This is a genomic window from Streptomyces sp. GD-15H (assembly GCF_045291515.1).
Taxonomy (GTDB): Bacteria; Actinomycetota; Actinomycetes; order Streptomycetales; family Streptomycetaceae; genus Streptomyces.
Genome location: NZ_CP149447.1, coordinates 7,116,029 through 7,136,386 on the forward strand (window position 1 = coordinate 7,116,029; position 20,358 = coordinate 7,136,386).

The window sequence follows — 20,358 nt, forward strand, 5'->3', positions numbered from 1 at the left end:
CGGCTCGAGCTGTGAATATCTCTGCTGCAGACACGTTGAGTGACTACCGCGGACGAGACGCTGCGTCAGGCGACTCCACCGTGGCCAGTTGTCCCGGAAGGGACCGGTGGGCGCCGTGACCTGCCGTCAGGGGCGTCGGGTGACTGGCGGTCGGTTTATGCCCTGCGTGACCGTGGACTTCTGAACGTCAGACGCGGTGGCGGGGAGGCGCGTGTGGGGGTCACCGAGGCCGGCCGCTTCTCCCTTCGGCATGGTCGTCATCCCGGCGATCCTGTGTGTGCGGCCCGTGGCGCTCAGGCTGTGCCGCCGGGACTGCGCCTTCGGCGCCGGCGTCGGGAGGCGCGAGAACACGGGCCGAAGCCGCACTCCGATGTCTTACGGCGAACGGCCCGTCTGTCTTACGGCGAACGGCCCGTCTGTCTTACGGCGAACGGCCCGTCGCTCGCGCGCGACGAGCGAAGGCGATGGAGTGGGTGGAGCGGTTGGTTGCCGAGGGGCGTGTCTGTCTCGCCGAGTCCGATGACGACGAGGTCGCGAAATGGCGGCGCATCGTCGGCTACGCGAAGCGGCGCGGCCTGGAAGCGCGGGGCGAGCGCATCGATAAGGCCCGCTTCGGTGCACGGGGCCTGGAGATGTCCCTTGTGTGGAGGGCCCGCATCCCAACTCACGGAGCCAGCAGCCGAAAGGCGGCGGCGCGGGGTGTCGGGGCCCGGGGGGCCGTATCCCACTCAGTCCGTGATCTCGATGCGGTGCGGCTTGCTCTTCCGGGCCTTCGGGACGCGCACCGTGAGGATGCCGTTGGCCAACTCCGCGGTGATGTGCTCGGGGTCGACGTTCGGCGGCAGGCTGGTGCGGTAGTCGAACTGCCCGACGTGCCGGGTCTGCCGGCGGAGCACCCCGGTGCGTTCCTTCTCCTTGGCCTCGCCGCGGACGTCGAGCTCGCCGCCGCTGACCTCCACGCTGATCTGGTCCTTGTCCACGCCGGGGAGTTCCAGCTCCAGCAGGTAGGCGTCCTCGGTGTCCTCGACGGCGGCCGGCGGCGCCCACGCCGCGGCCGTGCCGGCCTCGGCGAGACCGCGGCCGGGGAAGGGGAAGGTGGCGTCCACGAGCTGTTCCATCCGGGTGCGCAGTTCCTCGAGCTCCCGAAGGGGTGTCCAGCCGGAGAGCGGGCCCCTGCCGCGGTGTGCGGGAAGCGTCATCGGTCATCCTCCTTGGCTTCTGATCCACAGCGCGTCCGGCCGCGGCCTGATCCGCTGCTTGCGAGGCCGGGTACCCGGGCGGGCGCCGGGCCCACGAGGGTGTCCCCGGCCCGGGGACACCCTCGGGTGTCTCCGGCTTCATGGGGGTGGTTGCCGTCCGGGCGGTTGCCGTCCGTACCGCGCCGCTGCTGTCGGTCCAGCGGGTCTGCGCCTGCTGCCTCGCCGCTCGGACGACTGGGTCCGCACCGTGCGCATCGACGACTCGTACGCCGTCATGTCCGCGACGAATCCTGCCGTCGGCAACCCGACGACGAGGACGGTCATCAGCACGCGACGCAACCAGGACTCGACCCGGTCCGACGTACGGATCAGGGGGTTCCGCCCCTTGGGTGTCTCATCTCCGCGCGGTGGCAGTGGACCGGACGTGCGGTGAACTTCGGGTACTCATCGCCGGGCCTCCAGCGGATCGCCGGTCGCTTCGCCTCCCACCATCGAACGGCGGCAGGCCCCGAGCACAGGGCCGAAGGTCCCTGATGAGCGGTCCTTCAGGCAGCCGGGGCCGGCCCCGGCGCGGTCCCCCGGTGGTACACGGTCATCTCTGCGGCACCACCACGACCGGACACGGTGCGTGATGCAGCAACGCGTGGTTGATCAGGCCGAGTTGCAGTCCGGGACGGGCATGCCGCCTGCCGGCACCGACGACGAGCAGATCCGCTCCCGCCGCGGCCTCCCACAGCGCCCGCCGTGCCGCCCCCTCGACCACCCGGCGCGTCACGGTGGTGTCCGGGTACTGCTTCGCGGGGCCGCGCAGAGCGTCGTCGAGCACCTGGGCCGGCGGGCGACGGTGCGTCTCGAGGGCGTACCACGGCCCGGGCAGAGGTTCGGCGAGTGCGCCGAGCGGCGCACTCCAGGCGTGTACCGCCACCAGTTCGCAGCGCCGTACGTGTGCCTCGCGACATGCGAACTCCACGGCCGCGTCGCTTCCCTGGCCGTCCTCGACCCCCACGACGACCCTCCCGAACCGGCCGGCCCGGTGCTCCGGCGAGCCACGCACCACGATGACCGGGCAGTGCGCCCGCGCCGCCACGGCAAGGCCGACCGACCCCAGGAGCAGTCCGGGGAGTTCTCCGCGCCCCCTGGGCCCGAGCACCAACGCGAAGGCCTTGTGTCCCTCGCCGACCAGGGCGGAGGCCGCGTCGTCGCGCAGCACCTCGCTCGACAGCCGCACGCCGGCGGCGCCCTTTCCGGCGCGTTCCGAAGCGGCGGTGATCAGGCCGGACGCGTCCTGGCCCGGCGCCGCCGCGTGTATCAGGTGGAGCGGCACCGTGTGCCGGGCCGCCTCGTCGACGGCCCAGTCCACCGCCTCCAGGCTCGACTCCGACCCGTCGACCCCGACCACCAGGGGAATCACCACAGCCACACCTCATCCCTTGACGGACTCACCCTTCGAGCCCCGACCCGCATCGAGTCCGCGTGCGCCGCGGAAGGGTTTGCGGTAACTCTCGAATGAGCGGCAGGCACTGCGCGGTCTGCCGACGCTTCCGGAGGGGGCGACCCCGGTCATCGTCGTGTCCAGTTTCTTACGAGACGGAGGCAGGCGCCATGGAGCCTGTGATCACCGTTGGTCTCGACGGCTCACCCGAGAGCCTTGCCGCTGCCCGTTGGGCCGCGGACGAGGCCGAGCACCGCAAGCTCACGCTGCGCCTGCTGCACGCGTGGCCCATGCTCGCGCCGGAACCCACCAAGGGGCCCTACGAAATCGACCAGAACTACTGGGCGAACCGGCTGGTGCACAACGCACAGGCGGAACTCCGGAGGCGCCACCCCGGTCTCGCCATTGTCGGAAACCTGGTCGCCGACGAGGCCCGGGACGCGCTGTTGCACGTGGCGTCGGAGTCCGAGATGACCGTGCTCGGGTCGCGGGGGCTGGAGCTCGTCGAGAGCTACTGCCTCGGGGACATCAGCATGCCCGTCGTGGCACGGGCCGAGCAGCCGGTGGTCCTGGTCCGTGCCGAATCCCGTGCGGAAACACCACCGGCCGCGCCCGGGGGACAGACGATGTCGTGGTCGCGCTGAAGCTGCACGGCCCCTGCGACGACCTGCTCGGGTTCGCCTTCGCAACCGCCGCCGCGCGCGGCGTGCCCTTGCGGGCCGTGCACGGCCAGGCCCTGCCCGTCCACGCCTACGTCCCCTGGGGGGTGGACCACGACGTCGCCGAAGGCATCGCGCAGCACGCGAGGAAGCAGCTGGACCAGGTCCTTCGTCCCTGGCGCGAGAAGTTCCCGCGGGTGCAGGCGGCCGACAGCATCGGGCTGGAAAGCCCCGCCAGGGCGGTCCTGCGGGCAGCCGGGAGCGCCGGGCTGCTGGTCGTCGGCCGGCACCGCCACACTCCGGCACCTCGTCCAGGCCCCGTCGCCCAGGCCGCCATCCCTCACGCACGCTGCCCTGTCGCCGTCGTCCCCCATGACTGAGCCCGACACCCCGAGGGAAGCGATGACAGCCGCACACCAGGCCGACGCGTCCGTACTCCGGTCGGGCCCCGAACCCGACGGCACGACGTTCCCACGCGCGGAACTGCACGAGACGCACACCGCGATCGTGCTCCTCTTCGGCGAGCACGCCTACAAGATCAAGAAACCGGTCGATCTCAAGTTCCTGGACTACACCACGGTGGCGGCCCGCCGGGCCGCCTGCGAACAGGAGATCGACCTCAACCGCCGCTTCGCCGCGGACGTCTACCTGGGCCTGGGAGAGATCCGCACCCCGCACACGGAAGCACCCGAACCGCTCGTCGTGATGCGCCGCATGCCGGCGGACCGCCGCCTGTCCCGTCTGGTACGAGAGGGAGCCGTCGTCGACGACGTCCTGCGGGCCGTGGCCCGGCAACTCGCCGGGCGCCACGCGGACGCGCGCCGCAGCCCGGAAGTGGACGCGCAGGGAACCCGCGACGCTCTGGCATCGAGGTGGGAAGCGAGTTTCGCACAGGTCCACGCCCTGGCCGAAGACGTCTCCTTGCCCGACGGCATCGACGAGGTCGAGCGGCTGGTGCACCGCTACCTCGTCGGCCGCGAACACCTGTTCGCCACGCGGATCCGGCAAGGACGGATCGTCGATGGCCACGGCGATCTGCTGGCCGAGGACATCTTCTGCCTCGACGACGGCCCCCGCATCCTGGACTGCCTGGAGTTCGACGACCGCCTCCGCTTCGTCGACGGCCTCGACGACGTCGCCTTCCTCGCCATGGACCTGGAACAGCTCGGTGCTCCGGAAGCCGCCGCCTGCCTCCTCGCCCGGTACAGCGAGTACTCCGGCGATCCCGCGCCCCCGTCCCTGTGGCACCACTACGTGGCCTACCGCGCGTTCGTCCGTGCCAAGGTCTCCCTGATCCAGTCACGCCAGGGCGCGCCCGGTGCCGAGGCGGTGTCCCGGCGGCTTGTCACGGCGACGCTGCGACACCTTCGTACCTCTGCCGTCGGTCTGACGCTGGTGGGTGGGCTTCCGGGCAGCGGGAAGTCCACGCTCGCCGGGGCCCTGGCCGACCGCCTGGGGGTGACCCTGCTGAGCAGCGACCGCCTCCGCAAGGAGCTGGCGGGCCTCCCGGCGGAGCAGCCCGCGGCGGCCGGCTACGGCGAAGGCCTGTACACGCCGGAGTGGACCGCCAGGACCTACGCCGCCCTGCTCGACCGTGCATCCGCCCTGCTGTCCTCCGGGGAATCCGTCGTCCTGGACGCCACGTGGTCCGACGCGGGACACCGCGAAGCCGCCCTGCGCATGGCCGAACGCACCAGCGCCGACCTGGTGGCCCTGCACTGCCGGGTCCCCGGCGACGTGTCGGAGGCCCGCCTCAACGCCCGCGCCCACCGAGCATCGGCATCCGACGCCGACACCGCCGTGGCCGCTGCCATGGCGGGCAAGGAGCCACCGTGGCCCGAGGCCGTCGCGGTCGACACCAGCGGTCCCCTGGAGGCGGTGGTCGTCCAGGCGCTGGCGGCCCTGCGCCCGCGGGGCACCGGCCAGGCCCCGGTCTTCCGCCGCCCGCCGCCGCACTGACGGACTCCGGGGCGGTGCGGGCCCCGCCGTGTTGCCGGAAGCCGGCCCAGGGCGACGGCCGAGCACATCACCGCCTCCGCCGCCGAACGCGCCCGCCGGCGCAACCCGCAGATCAAGGTCTCCACCGCGCTCTTCCCCGAGGAAGCGGCGCACGCCCTGCTGCACCACGCGCGGTGCCCGGTGGCGGGCGTACCGCACGACCCAGGTGGCCTTCCCTGGGCGAGCGGGGACATGGGCCTGATGGCCCCCGGTGAGGACCCGGTGGCCCCTGCCCCGGGCGCCGCTTCCCGCGTGACGCTGGCGGTGGGGAGAAGGCCTTGTTCTGGAGGTGCATGTCATGTGGTCGCCTGTGGTAGCCGGTGTCGACGGTTCCGCCGAGAGCCTGGCAGCCGCCGAGTGGGCGGCCCACGAGGCCGTACGTCGCGGACGAGTCCTGCGACTGCTGCACGCACGCAGCTGGCACCCGCGCCAGGACGAAGCGGAGTTCGCGCACGCGGGCGAGCGACACCTGGCGCGGCGCCTCCTGCGGGAGGCGGAGGAACGCGTCCTCGCCGCCTGCCCCGACGTGCCGCTGTACGACGAGCAGGTCGAGGGACCGGTGACCGCCGCCCTGGTGAAGGCGGCAGACGACGCCGACCCGCTGGTGCTGGGCTCGCGCGGGCTGGGTCGCATCACCGGACTGCTCGTGGGTTCGGTCGCGCTCGGTGTCGTGGCGAAGGCCACGCGGCCGGTCGTCCTCGTACGGGCCGACACGGCCGGGCAGGAAGAGGAAGCGGCCGGCACCGGCCGGCGGGACGTGGTCCTCGGTGTAGACGTCACGGAACCGTGCGACGAGGTGCTCGCGTTCGCCTACGAGGCGGCCCGCCTGCGTCACGCGCGGCTGAGGGTTCTCCACGCCTGGCGCGCGCCCGACCCGCTCACCCTGGGACCCGGCGAGATCGGTCTGGTGGGCGAGCCGCAGCGGGCCGAGGAATGGCTGGGCTTCCTCTCCGCCGTGCTCCAGGTGTGGCGCGACAAGTACCCCGAGGTCGAGGTCCTTCAGACGGTGGTGGAGGGCAAGCCGTCCGGTGCCCTTCTGAAGGCGGCGTCCGGGGCGGAACTGCTGGTCGTCGGACACCGGCTCACCGACCGGCCGAGGATGCCGCGCACCGGCCCGGTCACCCACGCCATGATCCAGCAGGCCGGCTGCCCCGTGGCCGTCGTACCGCACTACTGAACAACCGGAGGTGATCCCCATGCCGAGACCGGTCGTGGTCGGCCTGGACGGCTCGCGCGAGAGCATAACCGCAGCCCACGCGGGGCGGGTCTGCCGGTGGTGGGCCGTCGCGGGAGGCGTGCCGCGATCGGCTCGCACACCGGCCCGGTCGCCCATGACCCGATTCATCACGTCAGCCGCCCGGTGGTGATCGTGCCGCGCGACTGACGGGACGCTGGGAGGAAGTGGTCCGTGATGACGTACTGGAACGGACACGGCATGACCGGCTGGGGCTGGTTCGCCATGTCACTCGGCGCGATCCTGGTCTGGGCGCTGCTGATCATCGCCGGGGTACTCGTCGTCCGGGCCCTCGGCCGGGCTCCCGGCCCTCCGCGCCCGCCCGTCGGCCGCCCCGCCGCGGAACAGGTCCTCGCTGAGAGGTTCGCCCGCGGGGAGATCGACGAGGACGAGTACCGGCGCCGGCTGGCCGTCCTCCGAGGGGACCTCCCGCCCTCGGGCGGGCACTCGCCCTGATTCCTCCGGACCGGCCGACCCCCGGAGAAAGGACGGCACCTGTCCCTGTCCGGCGTCAGGGCACGTCCCGGCCATGCCTCCGCTGTGGTGGGTCGGCCTCATCATGGACGGACCGCCCGCCACAACACTGGGCGTGGGCCCCCGCCCGCGACGACGTCATGCGCCACCCGCCGCGCGGTCCCGGCGAACGCATCCTCGACGCGAGGCGGCTCTTCGCCATCGGACGGGTCGGTGCGGTCACGGTCCTCGGCACCGTGACCCTCCCGGCTGCGGCCCGCTCCCACATCGATCCGCGGACCGCCGCGACCATGACGTTCACCACGTTCGTGCTCTTCCAGTTCTTCGCGTCCATCTTCCGTGGGCGCGGAGTGTCTTCGGGACCGTGCCGCCGGACGCGGCGCAGTGGACGGTGTGCATGGGCACGGCATCCACCGTGCTGCTCGCCGAGCACCTCTGGCGGGTTGCTATCGGCGGGAGCGTCGGCGGGCGATGAGCAGGCCGAGAGCCATGCCCACGAGGACCGTGACCGTGAGGACGCTCCACAGCGGGAGCGTGACGGTCGGGATCCAAAGCCTGATGATGACCGATCCCGTGTGGGCGGCGATGAACCAGATGGCCGGGCCTGCGAGCAGCACGAAGCCGATGGTGCGCAGCCTGATGTCCCGCCCCTTGACCGTCATGGTCGAGGGACCGTACGCGTGTGCGGCGTTCCGGGTCATGTAGCCCATCATCGAGCGGTTCGTTCGCACCGGCGACTCGCGGACCCTTCTCCGAAAATACGCATGGGGGTATTCGTGTCGCTGTGATGAATACCCCCTGGGGTATTCATCGCGGGAAGGGAGTACCGCGTGTTCTACGGAGGCACGATCGAGGTGCAGGGGCTCGGCAACCGCACTCATCCGGCGGGAGGCGAGCGGACCGCGGTGGCGGTCGCCTCGCCGCGCGACCTCGACCAGGTGAGCGCGGCGGCCGTACGGCGCGGGGTGCGGATCTCGCACGTCGTCGAGACGCACCTCCACAACGACTACGTCACCGGTGGTCCAGAGCCGGCCCGGTCACGGGCGCCGCCCACCTCGTGCCCGCCGAGGCCCGGGTCTCCTTCGCGCGCGTACCGGTTCGCGGCGGCGACCGCGCGGACCTCGACGGCACTGCCGGTCTGCCCCTACGCGCCCTGGCCGCGCTAGGCCACACCCCGCACCACGCCTCCTGCGTGCGGGAGGAGAACGGCACGGCGCTCGCGGTCTTCACCGGCGGCTCACTGCTGTTCGGCACCGTCGGGCGCCCGGACCTCGTGGAACCGCGCCTGACCAAGCACCTCACTCGGGCCCAGCACGCCTCCGCGCACCGGCTGGCCGCCGAGCCGCCCGACGAGGCGGCCGTGCTGCCCACGCACTGCTTCGGCTGTTTCTGCTCGTCCACCCAGCACGAGGGCGACAGCACGACGATCGGCGAGCAGGAGGTGTCCAACGCGGCCCTCACCCGGGACGTGGACACCTTTGTCACCGACCTGCTGGCCGGTCTGGACGGCATCCTCGTCTCCTGCGCGCACCTGGGACCGGCCAACTCCATTGGACCGGCGCCCGTCGACCTGACCCCACCCGCCGTCGCCGACGCCGAGGAGATCGCCGCCCGGTCGGCGGCGGGGGAGCGGGTGGCGGGCCCGCGCAACCGTGTCGCCTTCGCCGACGGACACGTCTCCGGCGAACAGCTGACGATCCCCACTGGTCCAGCCGGATTCCACGGCGGGCCGGCGGGCGGCACATGCAGGGACGGCCATCCGAAGGCGTGGACCAACCGCAGGCCCACGCCACGGAGTCAGGCCTCGGGGCCGCGGTCTCCACCGCGTCCGGACTCGACGGCGAACCGTCCACCCCCGCCGCCACCGGCTGTCCCATGGCAACGTTCCCTGCCGGACGCCGCTACCGCTTGTGGGGGACCATGAGGATCGGGCAGTGCGCATGGTGCAGGACGCCCTGGCTCACGGAGCCCAGCAGCATGTCGCTGAAGCCGCCACGCCCGCGCGTGCCCACCACCAGGCCGAGCGCGTGAGCGGACGCCTTCGTCAGCTCCTGCACCGGATGCCCCTTCACGACCTCGTGGTGCAGCTCCACCGCGGGATGGGCCGCGGTGCGCCCGGCCACCGTCTCGGACAGCAGTCGACGGCACTCCCCCAGTGCCGCGTCCTCGTCCAGGACCCCGAGCAACGGGGTGTGCCAGACGTAGAGCGCGCGTAGCGCCGCGCCCCGCAGGGAGGCCTCCTCGAACGCGAAGTCGACGGCGGCGGCCGAGCGCGGGCTGCCGTCGACGCCGACGACGAAGTACGGCGGCTGCTGGGTGGTGTGCTCCGCCTCGCGCAGGACGACCACCGGACACGCCGCGTGGGCGGCCAGCGGGAGCGCGACCGCGGCCGAGCCGAACAGCTCCCGTACGGCGCCGAGATGCCAGGAGCCGACCACGACCTGAGTGGCGTGGTGAGAGTGCTCGGCCAGGACCCACGCCGGGTGCCCCTCGGCCAGCACCGTCGAGGTGTCCACGCCGGGACAGCGCGACTCGACGAACGCGGCCGCGCGCTCGAGCACGTCGTTGCCCGCCGTGTGCAGTTCCTCCCGCCATTTCTCCCACGAAGGAGGGCTGCCCTCCCGCCGGAACCCGGGAACCGGCTCGCCCTGCGCGTACACGAGCGTCAGGGGAAGGCGGCGCCGGTCCGCCTCGTCGGCGGCCCAGGCGAGAGCCGTCCGCTTGTCCGGATCGGGATCGACACCGATCACGATCGGCTTGCGTCCGTCGGCGCGCATCGTCGACACCTCCAGCGGTCTGCCGTCCCCGCACCACTGCGACGGGGCTGTACGCGTGATGGAGAACGGCCTGACTGACCGAACCCAGTAGCAGCCCGGTGAACCCGCCGTGGCCCCGGTGTCCCACGACGACCAGATCCGCCGCCCGGGACTGCTCCTCCAGCACGGTCAGTGGTTCTCCCGCCACTACCGGTCCGGACACGTCGACGTTCCGTGCGACCGTCCGCGCCCGACGCACGGCGCCGTCCTTCCGCCCGTCGGCCGACGGGCGGAAGTGATCCCTGACGTGCTTCGGCGGCACGGCGTCCGACGGCAGGTGTACGGGCCGGGCCAGGGCGGGTACGACCTCGAGGGCAGCCGTATCGGGCTTCAACCTCCTGGGCGCACAGGCGACGGCGTCGAAGCTCGGCGCGGAGCCGTCCGCGCCCACGAGGACCAAGCCGCTCAGCGCTCCTCCCTCCGCCAGCCGGCCCTGTGCGACCAGAGTGATCCGTGAACGGGATTTCAAACGAGGGCCGAACGGTCCACGCCCACGTGACGGTGGCCCGGTCAGCCGGTCACACCTGCCCTCCCCTCTCTCACGCGCGGCTGTGCCGGCGGGCGAGGGCGACGCATGCCCCGTGGAAGGCGACCGCTCCGACGGCAACCACGGCGAGCGTCCGGGCGGCGCCCACAGCGGCGGCGGTTCGTCGGAGGGTGGTGTACACGCGGTCACCCTCCCCGGGCGAACGGACCCACCTCACCGATCTGCGCGGAGTTCCCCGGCTATACCCGTCGTCCAGCCGTCGACCGCCTCCCCGTCACGGAAGTCGCCGAACCGTCCGCCCATCAGGCGGAACATGAGGCGTCCGGCACGGGGGAGCCGGTCCGGTTCGACGACACCGGAGAACAGGTGGTGGCCGCGGTAGCGCAGATCCGACGGTAGGTCCTCCTCGATGGCCGACACCTCCTTGGGGGCCAGGCGGCGCCACGGCCCGCGCAGTGCTGCCGGCATCCCGACGCTGAAGATCCACATGGGGCGGGCCCCGAGTACGTCCAGATTGTCCCGGACGAACTCCCTGGCCGGGGGCAGCCAGCTCTGCCCGTGCACGGCGCTGCCGAGGACGAACGCACGGTAGGCGTCGGCGTCCTCGACCTCCGGCAGGGGTCTGGCCTCGGCCGTCAGTCCCGCACGGCTCAGCACGGCAGCCATCCGCTCGGCGATCGCCCGGGTGGAGCCGTGGACGGTCGCGTATCCGACGAGGACGTCCATGGAAGGCACCTCCTGGTGGCGTGTTCGCAGCCGCGGGACGGCTCAATATGGTTCCTGACCGCCCTGGTCGAGCCGGAAGGGCGGGTACACATCGGTGAGCAGAGCCGCGTACGCGGCCACGCGCAGCACCCAGCGGTTCAGCCCGAGCAGCAGATCGAACAGACCGCGCGGGTAGCGCCCGGTGGCGGCCAGGGCGATTCCGGCGAACAGGGTGAGCAGCCCGATGAGGCCGCCCGAGAACCAGGCCAGGCGGGTGCCTCCGAGGAAGAACCCCAGGACCAGGTAGTGCGGGACGGCCAGGAGCCACCACTTCACCAGGACGAGCCCACGGGAGAGCTCCTCGGGGTACGCCAACTCCCAGTGAGCCGGATAACCGGGGACATCGGCGAGGGTGAACGGCGGATAACGATCGGTGCCCAGAGCACCGTAGGCGTAGTACGCCACGCGCCAGTTCCACCGCAGCACGCCGGTGTTGAAGTCGAACAGAGGCCGTGGATAGCGGCCGGTGAGGAGAATCGCGAAGAACGCCGCCACGCTCACCCCCACGAACGCCACCCACAGGAAGAACAGGACGACGTAGTGGGGGAGGGCGAGCAGCCATTTGATCAGCCACAGCCAGCGGGACAGCGGTGCCTCGAGGACCGCGGTCAGCCCCGCGGGATGGCGCGAGGGCGTCACCGCGGTGGGCGGCACGGCCGGGGGCCTGCCGTTCGTGCTCATGGTGACCTCTCCCTTCGGAATCCGGTGACGATCACGAGGGGTGATGCGTTGCACTGGTATCAGCAGCAGCGGCCACGCGGGCGGCAGCAGGGCTCTCGGGTGAGCCGTCGAGGCACACGGTGACGGCTGGCGGCATGGCGGCGACCTCCGCTCCGTACGAAGCTGGAAGTGACCGTGAAGGGCGGGAACGAGTCCGGTGGAGGCGAGAGTCCGCACACGGTCGGCACGGAGCCCAGGGCGCCCTCTCATCCGAGGAGTACCCCGATCCCCTCCACCGCACGTGTGGACGTGCGGGCAGGGGCGCGCGGAACCCGGCACGAGAGGAGACACGGGCTGTGACCATTCCCCTGGTGGTCGGGATCGACGGGTCCGAGGCCAGCCTGGAGGCGGTGGACTGGGCCGCGGAAGAGGCGATCCGGCACGAGGTACCGCTCCGTCTCCTGCACGCAGCGGTACGGGACGACGAGGCGGCCGACGGCATCGGCGCTGCCGCGGGGCGTGCCAGGAAAACGGCTCCCACGGTGCCGTTGTCGAGCGAGGTGTTGCATGAGGACGCCGCCTTCGCCTTGGTCGGCGAGGGGCGCAACGCCTTCGCCCTGGTGCTGGGATCGAGAGGGCTCGGAGGTCTGTCCGGGATGCTCCTGGGCTCGGTCGGTCTGGCTGTGGCGGCACGAGCGGACTGTCCGGTGGTCGTGGTTCGCGGCGCGGCGGAGCACCGGGACAGGAGGTTCGGGAACATCGTCGTCGGGTTCGCGGTGGGAGCAGCCGGGGACGACGCCGCCCGCCCGGCCCACGGACCGGCCGCGTGGGTACTCCCCCTGCCTCGCGTCCAGGATCCGACGGTCCATCGGGCGAATCCAGGGCCGCATGGCCCCCCATGCTCCTCGGCCGGCCCCGGCCCGCCACGCCCAGGCTCCGTCACGGTGCTCCCCGTCGGGAAGCCAGAGGTGCAGCGCGCAGCCGGCCGGATCGGACGATGGCGCATATGCGCGGATGCGGTGAGCGACCCGGGTGAGGAGAGCACTTTTCCCACCCGGCGCCTGTACCTGCCTGGTCAGGGCCTGAGCGGCGGCAGGCCGGCCGCTGCGGGCGCCGCAGGTGCTGCCCGCCGTCGTGCACCGTGAACGCCGTGGGGCAGCGCTCTGCTCGGTCTCCACCCTCGAGCCGGAGACTTCCTGAAGGGCGTGCCCTCGACCAGCACCACGAGCACACCCCCCAGCCGCAACCAGACCCCGACAGAGAATCGGTGAGCGGTCGGCCTGCGGGGAGACGCTGGTCGTCCTGCACGCCGGCCCTCCCACCAGGCCCTGGACACGACCGCACCCGGCTGCAGTCCTCAGCATCCGCTGAAGGAGGCCCGTGACGAACGCAGTGCCCGGTCGCGGTCGTGCCCGAACGGCAGTGAGCAGGGCGCGACATGCCCAGACCTGACGGCTGAACGCGTGAGGGCCTGGGATCCGGCTGAGTGGCCCGCTTTGCGTACGGACGGCGCACCGCCGTCCGTCATGCCGCCGGATGCGCATCTCTGGCGATGTGGCGATGGTTCCCTCAGCGTGGAGAACGGGGGCGGACCGGCCCGGTGGGCACGTATGCCGAAGGAGAGGTGGGACGCATGGACAAGGATGCCTCCGAACGCCGGGTGGTGGTCGGTGTCGACGGGTCGCAGTCCTCGTACGAGGCTCTGCACTGGGCCGTGCGCTACGCCGGTCTCGTCGGCGGCACCGTGGACGCGGTCGCGGTGTGGGAGCTGCCGGGCCTGTACGGCTGGTCGGCGCCCGCCGTGGACATGGACGTCGACGAGGACGAGACCCGGCAGAAGATGAGCCGGGAGCTGACCGATGTGCTCGGCGCGGACACGGCCGGCTCGGTCCGGACCCATGTGGTGCACGGCAATCCCGCCGACGTCCTGCTGCGAGCCGCGGAAGGAGCCGAGGTCCTGGTCGTCGGCAGCCGGGGCAGGGGCGGATTCGCGCGCGCCCTGCTCGGCTCCGTCAGCCAGCACGTGTCCCAGCATGCGAGCTGCCCGGTGGTGATCGTGCGCTCCGAGAAGAAGTGACCCCGAAGCAGTGACCTGCGGCCCGGGACGGTGCGGGGCCCCAGGTCACTGGAACACCGCGTGGGTCTCCTGCTCGGTCGCCTCGTGGGACGGGCAGGGTGATCTCGCCCAGCGTGCGCCCCGGGGCCCGGGACCGCTCGGTGAACGCGGTCTCGATGACCTCGACGCCCGCCTCGCCCAGCCGCAGCGGCTCCACCGTGTCCGTCGCGCCGCCGGCCTCCTCGACGAGGGAGATCAGCGGGGTGGCGGCAGGCACGTCCACGCCCCACCGCTGGTCGAAGAGCCGGTCGTTCTCCGCCTCATTGACGCGCGGCCACCCGCCCCGCCCTGAACCGCCGCTCGGCGAGCAGGCTGATGACGAGGTTGTCCTCGTCGAGGCCGGTGTGCTGCAGCTCGGCGAGGTACTTCACGCCGGTTCGCTCGACGGTCCGCCCGTCAGCTGGAACTTGACGTCGACGACCCCCTCGACGGCACGCACCGCGCGGGCGGCGACGGGCACCAGCGAGGTGTCCCGTATGCGGCCGGTGAGGGTGACGACGCCGTCGGAGACCTCCACCCCCACGGCCTCGCGGACCTCCCGGGCGAGCTCCTCGTCCGTCCGCAGAAAGACCTTCAGCAGGTCGACCCGGCTGATGACGCCCTCGAGCAGCCCTTCGGCGTTGACGACGGGCAGCCGCTTCACCCTGCGCTGAGCCATGATGCGGGCGGCCTCGGCCAGGGGGGCGTCGGCGTGGACGGTGACGGCCGGGGTGCTCATCAGCTCGCCGGCGGTCAGTGCCCCCGCCTTGGCCAGGTCGGGCAGGCGGCGCCGCTGCACGAACCGGTCGGGGTCGCTGTCGCGGAACTCCTCCTTGGGCAGCAGGTCGGCCTCGGAGACGACGCCGACCACCCGGCCCTCGCCCTCCAGCACGGGCAGGGCGCTGACCTTCCACTGCGCGATGAGTCGGACGATGTCCTTGAACGGGGCGTCGCGGCCGATGGCCACGACGGTGTGTGTCATCACGTCGCTCACGGTGTGCGGGCTGCCGTTCATGGGGTTCCCCTCGGGTGGTCAGGTGCGAGATGAGTCCAGCCGGTGCGCGATATGGGAACCCCGGTCATTCGGTGCCCCCGCTGCCGTACGGGGCGTACAGGTCGAGCAGCCGGATGCGGGCGGAGTACAACCGGTGGGCGACCACCCGGCCGACCCACACGGCGACAGCGCGGCCGAACTCGGGGTCCTCGGCGCACAGCGCCCCCACGGCCTCCGCGTCGAACTCCCAGGCCCGCACCGGGCTCGTGGTCTCGGCGCCCAACTGCCACACGTAGGGCGGGAAGTGCCAGGACCAGCCGACCAGCTCCCCGTGGCCCAGCGATTCGATGACGGCGGCACGGCGACCGGGGACGTGCAGGTCGAGGGCGACGGTCCCGGTCCGGATGATCCAGAACCGATCGGCGCGCCGGCCCTCCTCGAACAGACGGGTTTCCACGCCGAAGGAGACCTCGCGGGCGTGCTGCAGCAGCCGCTCGCGGTATTCGGCGGGGAGTGCCGTGGCCAGGGTGGTCATGGATGTCATCGCTCCGTCTCCTTCCGCTCCTCCTGCCGCGTCCGGGCGGCGAGCGGGTGGTGCAGCGCCGGTTTCCTCGGTGACGTCGACGCGGGGTCCGCGGCACAGGCAGCCGGAGCCGCCGGGCCGCTTGTGTGGGGTGGAGGGCTTGCGGGTGAGCCCTTGCCGGCAGCGGCTCGGACGAGGAAGCGGTGGAAGACACCATCCAGTCCGTTCCTGTCCGGAAGGGCGGTGATACGACTGTCTGTCATCGCGGCCCTTCGGGGATCTCGCGGGCCCCGATTTCAGCCTGTGCCCGACCGACGCCGGATGCCACAGGCCGCTCGGGTCCTACCGGAGGGCCCTTCGGCCCAACCGGCGGGCAACCGCTCACCAGCGTCTGCACAGGCACGAGGAGCTCGCCGTCACCAGTGCTGTCGCCGGAGAACGACAGCCGTGGAGATTCTCGCGGCTGAGCCGGTGAAACCGCAGCTCATCGAGGTGGTGCTGCGGGACGGCACCTCTATGAGCCCAATTCGTTGGCGCATGGGGGTTCGATGCCTCGCGGCGGCACCGCGCCTGCGGACCGGGTGCGGGCACCGCGGCCACCGGGACGGACGGGTGCCGCAGGCACTCACGGCCGACCGGACCGACGGCCGGGCTGTCGCCCTGCCCGTGCACCGTCGGCCCGGGGCGAGCATCAGGGCGCTCCGCGCTCGGTTCAGGAGCACACGTACAGCCTGACCGTTCCTGCGGGATCTCCAGGAGAGGTACCGTCGACATGCCCTCATCGGGGTCGAGGAGCTGAAGCGCCATGCCGAGATGTTCCCGCCGGTGGAGGTGGAGCTTCTATGGGGGAGGCCGGGGGCCGGACAGACCGACAAGGAAATCCTCCCCCGTGCTCACCACGCGCTTCAGCAACGCCATCGCCGCGAACACGGGGAACACCTACACCTGGAAGGGCCTTGGCGCGTGGGCTGAGGGATGATCGTCCGACGTTGTGTCGGGGTGCGGGGGCGCCGGTGCCGGGTCAGACGTCGGCGGGCTGTGCGGCGGTGCCGGTGGCCTGGTCCCGGACGGCGAAGCGGGTGAGCGTCTCGGTGCGGTAGTGGGCGGCGGTCATCCGGTGCCGGCGGGCCGGAAGCGGGGTGAGACGCCGCGGAACGCGGACAGGAACCGCTGGGCTCCGCCGACGCGGCAAAGGCCCTTCCTGGCGCGTTCGCGCTGCCGGGTGGGCTGATGGGTGTTTCCGGCCCGGTGGGTCAGGCCCTGGCGGGAGCGGTGCCCGGCCCGGGGGCATCACCTCGCGGTGGGCCGCGCGGTAGGAGCGGAGCCTGTCCGTGACGATCACCCACGGCACGGCCACGCACAGCGAGAGCATGTCCATCGCCGGCATGGGCGGGTGGGCGGACCGGGAGTCGTGCACGTTTGTCACCTGGTCGGCGTGCATCGACGCCGCGGTGTCGGCGGGGTGGTCCTGAACTGCGGGGGTTTTGTGCATCGGGGCCGAGGTGTGGGCCGGGCTGTTCATGCCGGTGCCCGACGAGTTGTGGGGGTGCCCCAGGGCGTGCATGACGAAGATGCCGAGGGCGAGCATGACGGCGAGCAGCAGGGGCCCGAGGACGCCTCCTGTCCGTATGTGTCAGCTCGCGTTCACTGTGGATCTCCGTCGTGGATCGTCAGAGTCTCGGCCACCGACCCTGTCGAAGGCGGAGGCCCCGGCCTGGCGTGGGTCTTCAGGCGAGGGGGCGACCGTGGGGCCGCTCTCTTGCAGCTCGCGTGACAGGCTCCGGACCGTGCCCGGCGAAGTCGCCCGTCCCGGCACCGATGGCGACAGCGTGCGCCGGCCGGGCCTGCCCACCGGTGAACTGTCAGGCGTGGCCGACGAGCTCGTCAGCCGGCCTCGTCGACAGCGGCCCGGACGGCCTCCTCGTCGAGCGGAGCGTCGGAGACGACGGTCACTTCACCGGTATCGGCGACGGCCGTGACCGAGGTGACGCCGGTCAGCGCGGACATCTCCTCGGAGACCGCGCGCTCGCAGTGGCCGCAGGTCATGCCGGAGACCTTGTAGACGGTGGTGACGTCGACCAGTGGGCCGTTCAGCCCCTACGAGGCAGGGGTACCTGGGCACAGGCTGGAGAGCGAACCGAGAGGGGAGGCGCGGCCCATGGGTGCCCTGGAAGTCGTCGTCGTGGCGGCCTCTGCCGTGCTGATCGGCGCGCTGGGCTGGTACTTCTTCGGACCGCGCCGTGCCGGTGCCGCCCGGCTGGAAGGCGGGGTGCAGCGGGTGGAGGTGACGGTGCGGGGTGGCTACAGCCCTAATGTGATCCAAGTCCGGCAGGGTATGCCGGTGGAGCTGGTGTTCGACCGGCAGGAGGCCGGCGAGTGCACCTCCCGTGTGGTCTTCCCCGATCTGAAGGTCGGTGCGGGCCTGCCCGCGCACACGCGCACCACTGTGCGGCTGAACCCGGACCGGCCGGGCTCGTTCGGGTTCGCCTGCGGTATGAACATGATCCACGGCACGCTGTTGGTCGAACCCGCGGAGGGCCCCGCACCGCCCACCCCGGACGGCCACGCCGCCACGGCCGCACCTGCTCCTCCTGCTGTCGCCGGCGAGGCGCCGGTGGGTGAGGAGCGGACGGCCGCCGAGGCGGAGGCCGCGGACGTCGCCGAGCGGCAGGCGGAGATCAAGGATCTCATCCGCAGGGTGGCCGTGGGCGGGGTGCTCACCGCCCCGGTGCTGTTCGCGGTGATGGCGCACGACCTGTTCGGCGCCGACTGGGTGCCCGGTTGGATGCTGAACCACTGGCTGCAGCTGGCGCTGATCACGCCGGTGATGTCCTACACCGGCTGGCCGATCCACGTGACGGGCTGGCTGACGCTGCGCCACCGGGCCGCGGACATGAACTCCCTGATCACCCTGGGTACGTCTGCGGCCTACGGCTACAGCCTGCTGGTCACCCTCGCCCCCGGTCTGCTGCCCGAGGACGTGCGAGAGGTGTACTTCGAGGCCGTCGGCGTCATCCTGACCCTGATCCTGCTCGGGCGGCTGCTGGAGGCCCGGGCGAAGGCCGGTACCGGCGAGGCCATCCGGGCCCTGCTGGGCTTGCAGGCCCGCACCGCCCGCGTCGTCCGAAACGGTTCCGAGACCGAGATCCCGGTCGAAGACGTGGTGGTCGGCGACGAACTCGTCATCCGGCCGGGAGAGAAGATTCCCGTCGACGCCGAGGTTCTCTCCGGATCCTCCGCTGTCGATGAGTCGATGGTCACCGGCGAGCCGATGCCGGTCACCAAGCACGCCGGGGCCACGGTCATCGGGGCCACCGTCAACGGCACCGGGTCCCTGCGGGTACGGGCGGACAAGGTCGGCGCGGACACGATGCTGGCCCAGATCATCCGCCTGGTGCAGCAGGCCCAGGCGTCGAAGGCCCCCATCCAGCGGCTCGCCGACGCCGTGTCGGCGTACTTCGTGCCGGCGGTCATCGCCATCGCGATCGGAACCTTCGCCCTCTGGTTCACCCTCGGCCCGTCCCCTGTGCTGACCCTGGCGCTGGTGTCCGCGGTCGCGGTGCTGATCATCGCCTGCCCGTGCGCACTGGGTCTGGCCACTCCGCTGTCGGTGATGGTCGGCACGGGCAAGGGTGCTCAGGCCGGCATTCTGATCCGCTCCGCCGAAGCCCTGGAGACCGCGCACAAGCTGGACACCGTCGTGCTGGACAAGACCGGCACCGTCACCGAGGGAAAGCCCGTGCTGACCGACGTCCAACCCCTCGGCGGATTCGATGAGACCGCGCTGCTGCAGCTGGTGGCGGGGGCCGAGGCCGACAGTGAACACCCGCTCGCGCAGGCCATCGTCACCGGCGTCCGTGACCGTGGCCCTCGCCCGCTCGCGGCGACGGGCTTCGACTCGGTCACCGGCAAGGGTGTTCAGGCCACCGTCGCCGGGCATGCCGTCCTGGTGGGCACCGCCCGGCTGCTGGGTGACGTCGGCATCGACACCACCGCACTGACCCCCGCCGCGGCCGCCCTGGCCGCCGAGGGCAAGACCCCCGTCCTCGCCGCAGTGGACGGACGGCCCGCCGGCGTGCTCGCGGTCGCCGACACCGTCAAGGACGACTCCGCCGCCGCCATCGCCGCCCTGCAGCGCATGGGTGTCGACATCGTGATGCTCACCGGCGACAACGCACGCACGGCCGCCGCCATCGCCGCCCAGGTGGGCGTCACCCGGGTGCTGGCCGAGGTGCTGCCCGCGCACAAGGCCGACGAGATCCGGCGTCTGCAGGGCGAGGGCCGCACCGTCGGCATGGTCGGCGACGGCATCAATGACGCGCCCGCCCTGGCCGCGGCCGATGTCGGCCTTGCCATCGGCACCGGCACCGACGTGGCCATCGAGGCCGCCGACATCACCCTGATCTCCGGCTCGCTCGGCGGTGTCGTCACCGCGATCCGGCTGTCGCGGGCCACGATGAGCAACGTCCGGCAGAACCTGTTCTTCGCCCTGGTCTACAACGCCGTCGGCGTCCCCCTCGCCGCCGGGGCCCTGTATCCGCTGTGGGGCATCCGGCTCAGCCCGGTCATCGCCGCCGTGGCCATGGCGCTCAGCTCGCTGTCGGTCGTCACCAACGCCTCCCGGCTGCGCCGCTGGCACACCCAGCCGCTGCCCGAGGCCCGGCCCGCCCCCGTTCAGCCCCGTGTCGAGTCCGCTGCCGACCGGGGCCCGGACGGCAGCACGACCGCCACGGTGGGCGAGGGACACCCCCATCCTGCCTCTCAGGGCGGCGGCACCGTGGTCACGGACCCGGTCTGCGGCATGCAGGTGGAGAAGGCTACCGCCGCCGAGCACCGGCACACCGAGCACGGCACCTACTCCTTCTGCTCCGCCCACTGCGCCGTCACGTTCGACGCCGCCCCAGACCGCTACACCGCTCCCACGATCGGCGGCACGAGCGCGGGAGGCGACATGCGATGACCACCGCCACCCCACGAGCACAGGCACACTCCGGTACCGGGATACGCCGAGCACAAGGCCGA

General features: G+C 72.1%; 17 protein-coding genes and 5 pseudogenes. 10 read left to right on the forward strand and 12 right to left on the reverse strand.

Features of this window, described 5'->3' with window-relative positions:
* Positions 1-728: 728 nt before the first annotated feature.
* Together WJ438_RS33630 and WJ438_RS33635 are read right to left on the reverse strand one after the other, a co-directional pair.
* Positions 729-1,199: an Hsp20/alpha crystallin family protein gene (locus tag WJ438_RS33630; protein ID WP_406728544.1), complete on the reverse strand. Its 471-nt coding sequence runs from the start codon at positions 1,197-1,199 to the stop codon at positions 729-731.
* 592 nt (positions 1,200-1,791) lie between these two features.
* The gene (locus tag WJ438_RS33635) at positions 1,792-2,613 is read right to left on the reverse strand and encodes a universal stress protein (protein ID WP_406728545.1); all 822 of its coding nucleotides are present in this window, start codon (positions 2,611-2,613) and stop codon (positions 1,792-1,794) included.
* A 188-nt stretch (positions 2,614-2,801) separates the two neighbouring features.
* On the opposite strand from WJ438_RS33635, the pseudogene WJ438_RS33640 reads away from it, so the two are divergent.
* From WJ438_RS33640 to WJ438_RS33660, 5 genes and pseudogenes are all read left to right on the forward strand, one after another.
* Positions 2,802-3,670: pseudogene (locus WJ438_RS33640) on the forward strand (universal stress protein).
* 103 nt (positions 3,671-3,773) lie between these two features.
* A complete protein-coding gene (locus WJ438_RS33645; RefSeq protein WP_406729888.1) occupies positions 3,774-5,249 on the forward strand; it encodes an AAA family ATPase in 1,476 nt (491 codons plus the stop codon).
* Positions 5,250-5,586: 337 nt separating this feature from the next.
* Positions 5,587-6,465, forward strand: a complete 879-nt coding sequence (locus WJ438_RS33650; RefSeq protein WP_406728546.1) for a universal stress protein — start codon at positions 5,587-5,589, stop codon at positions 6,463-6,465.
* A 234-nt stretch (positions 6,466-6,699) separates the two neighbouring features.
* Entirely contained in the window at positions 6,700-6,978 is a 279-nt protein-coding gene (locus WJ438_RS33655) for an SHOCT domain-containing protein (RefSeq protein ID WP_406728547.1), read from the forward strand.
* A 158-nt stretch (positions 6,979-7,136) separates the two neighbouring features.
* Positions 7,137-7,271 (forward strand): annotated as a pseudogene (locus WJ438_RS33660) (hypothetical protein); the annotation flags it as partial.
* A gap of 171 nt (positions 7,272-7,442) precedes the next feature.
* Here the strand turns inward: WJ438_RS33660 and WJ438_RS33665 are convergent.
* The gene (locus tag WJ438_RS33665; protein ID WP_406728548.1) at positions 7,443-7,697 is read right to left on the reverse strand and encodes a DUF1049 domain-containing protein; all 255 of its coding nucleotides are present in this window, start codon (positions 7,695-7,697) and stop codon (positions 7,443-7,445) included.
* A 129-nt stretch (positions 7,698-7,826) separates the two neighbouring features.
* Here WJ438_RS33665 and WJ438_RS33670 point away from each other — a divergent pair.
* Positions 7,827-8,680 (forward strand): annotated as a pseudogene (locus tag WJ438_RS33670) (MBL fold metallo-hydrolase); the annotation flags it as partial.
* Between the two features lie 217 nt (positions 8,681-8,897).
* Here WJ438_RS33670 and WJ438_RS33675 read toward each other — a convergent pair.
* The 5 genes and pseudogenes from WJ438_RS33675 to WJ438_RS33695 all read right to left on the reverse strand — a co-directional run bounded on the left by WJ438_RS33675 (position 8,898) and on the right by WJ438_RS33695 (position 11,745).
* Complete coding sequence (locus tag WJ438_RS33675; protein ID WP_406728549.1) at positions 8,898-9,773, reverse strand: universal stress protein; 876 nt, start codon at positions 9,771-9,773, stop codon at positions 8,898-8,900.
* Between the two features lie 16 nt (positions 9,774-9,789).
* A pseudogene (locus WJ438_RS33680) lies at positions 9,790-10,203 on the reverse strand (universal stress protein); the annotation flags it as partial.
* A gap of 148 nt (positions 10,204-10,351) precedes the next feature.
* Positions 10,352-10,480, reverse strand: a complete 129-nt coding sequence (locus tag WJ438_RS33685) for a hypothetical protein (protein WP_406728550.1) — start codon at positions 10,478-10,480, stop codon at positions 10,352-10,354.
* Positions 10,481-10,512: 32 nt separating this feature from the next.
* Complete coding sequence (locus WJ438_RS33690; protein WP_406728551.1) at positions 10,513-11,025, reverse strand: flavodoxin domain-containing protein; 513 nt, start codon at positions 11,023-11,025, stop codon at positions 10,513-10,515.
* Positions 11,026-11,067: 42 nt separating this feature from the next.
* Entirely contained in the window at positions 11,068-11,745 is a 678-nt protein-coding gene (locus tag WJ438_RS33695) for a DUF4389 domain-containing protein (protein WP_406728552.1), read from the reverse strand.
* A gap of 335 nt (positions 11,746-12,080) precedes the next feature.
* Between WJ438_RS33695 and WJ438_RS33700 the strand changes: the two genes are divergently transcribed.
* Both WJ438_RS33700 and WJ438_RS33705 read left to right on the forward strand, forming a co-directional pair.
* Complete coding sequence (locus tag WJ438_RS33700; protein ID WP_406728553.1) at positions 12,081-12,869, forward strand: universal stress protein; 789 nt, start codon at positions 12,081-12,083, stop codon at positions 12,867-12,869.
* 488 nt (positions 12,870-13,357) lie between these two features.
* On the forward strand, positions 13,358-13,801 hold the full coding sequence (locus WJ438_RS33705) for a universal stress protein (RefSeq protein WP_406728554.1): 444 nt from the start codon (positions 13,358-13,360) through the stop codon (positions 13,799-13,801).
* Positions 13,802-14,207: 406 nt separating this feature from the next.
* Here the strand turns inward: WJ438_RS33705 and WJ438_RS33710 are convergent, their stop codons facing one another.
* The 3 genes and pseudogenes from WJ438_RS33710 to WJ438_RS33720 form a co-directional block, all read right to left on the reverse strand.
* Positions 14,208-14,834 (reverse strand): CBS domain-containing protein, encoded by a 627-nt coding sequence (locus WJ438_RS33710; protein ID WP_406728555.1) that lies wholly within the window; start codon positions 14,832-14,834, stop codon positions 14,208-14,210.
* 64 nt (positions 14,835-14,898) lie between these two features.
* Entirely contained in the window at positions 14,899-15,357 is a 459-nt protein-coding gene (locus WJ438_RS33715; RefSeq protein WP_406728556.1) for a Crp/Fnr family transcriptional regulator, read from the reverse strand.
* A gap of 1,000 nt (positions 15,358-16,357) precedes the next feature.
* A pseudogene (locus WJ438_RS33720) lies at positions 16,358-16,690 on the reverse strand (IS6 family transposase); the annotation flags it as partial.
* On the opposite strand from WJ438_RS33720, the gene WJ438_RS33725 reads away from it, so the two are divergent.
* Positions 16,668-16,808, forward strand: coding sequence for a hypothetical protein (locus WJ438_RS33725; protein ID WP_406729987.1), 141 nt, complete (start codon positions 16,668-16,670; stop codon positions 16,806-16,808). The pseudogene WJ438_RS33720 and the gene WJ438_RS33725 sit on opposite strands and share 23 nt — an antisense overlap.
* A gap of 412 nt (positions 16,809-17,220) precedes the next feature.
* On the opposite strand, the gene WJ438_RS33730 is transcribed toward WJ438_RS33725, so the two are convergent.
* The gene (locus tag WJ438_RS33730; protein WP_406728557.1) at positions 17,221-17,382 is read right to left on the reverse strand and encodes a heavy-metal-associated domain-containing protein; all 162 of its coding nucleotides are present in this window, start codon (positions 17,380-17,382) and stop codon (positions 17,221-17,223) included.
* 112 nt (positions 17,383-17,494) lie between these two features.
* On the opposite strand from WJ438_RS33730, the gene WJ438_RS33735 reads away from it, so the two are divergent.
* Positions 17,495-20,296 (forward strand): heavy metal translocating P-type ATPase, encoded by a 2,802-nt coding sequence (locus WJ438_RS33735; RefSeq protein ID WP_406728558.1) that lies wholly within the window; start codon positions 17,495-17,497, stop codon positions 20,294-20,296.
* Positions 20,297-20,358 lie beyond the last annotated feature (62 nt).

Bases quoted from the DNA above. Each gene is read 5' to 3' on its own strand.
- WJ438_RS33675 (WP_406728549.1), bottom strand. From the start codon at position 9,773: ATGCGCGCCGACGGACGCAAGCCGATCGTGATCGGTGTCGATCCCGAT.
- WJ438_RS33665 (WP_406728548.1), bottom strand. From the start codon at position 7,697: ATGACCCGGAACGCCGCACACGCGTACGGTCCCTCGACCATGACGGTC.
- WJ438_RS33630 (WP_406728544.1), bottom strand. From the start codon at position 1,199: ATGACGCTTCCCGCACACCGCGGCAGGGGCCCGCTCTCCGGCTGGACA.
- WJ438_RS33695 (WP_406728552.1), bottom strand. From the start codon at position 11,745: ATGAGCACGAACGGCAGGCCCCCGGCCGTGCCGCCCACCGCGGTGACG.
- WJ438_RS33690 (WP_406728551.1), bottom strand. From the start codon at position 11,025: ATGGACGTCCTCGTCGGATACGCGACCGTCCACGGCTCCACCCGGGCG.
- WJ438_RS33705 (WP_406728554.1), top strand. From the start codon at position 13,358: ATGGACAAGGATGCCTCCGAACGCCGGGTGGTGGTCGGTGTCGACGGG.
- WJ438_RS33735 (WP_406728558.1), top strand. From the start codon at position 17,495: ATGGGTGCCCTGGAAGTCGTCGTCGTGGCGGCCTCTGCCGTGCTGATC.
- WJ438_RS33715 (WP_406728556.1), bottom strand. From the start codon at position 15,357: ATGACATCCATGACCACCCTGGCCACGGCACTCCCCGCCGAATACCGC.
- WJ438_RS33730 (WP_406728557.1), bottom strand. From the start codon at position 17,382: ATGACCTGCGGCCACTGCGAGCGCGCGGTCTCCGAGGAGATGTCCGCG.
- WJ438_RS33650 (WP_406728546.1), top strand. From the start codon at position 5,587: ATGTGGTCGCCTGTGGTAGCCGGTGTCGACGGTTCCGCCGAGAGCCTG.
- WJ438_RS33655 (WP_406728547.1), top strand. From the start codon at position 6,700: ATGACGTACTGGAACGGACACGGCATGACCGGCTGGGGCTGGTTCGCC.
- WJ438_RS33710 (WP_406728555.1), bottom strand. From the start codon at position 14,834: ATGAACGGCAGCCCGCACACCGTGAGCGACGTGATGACACACACCGTC.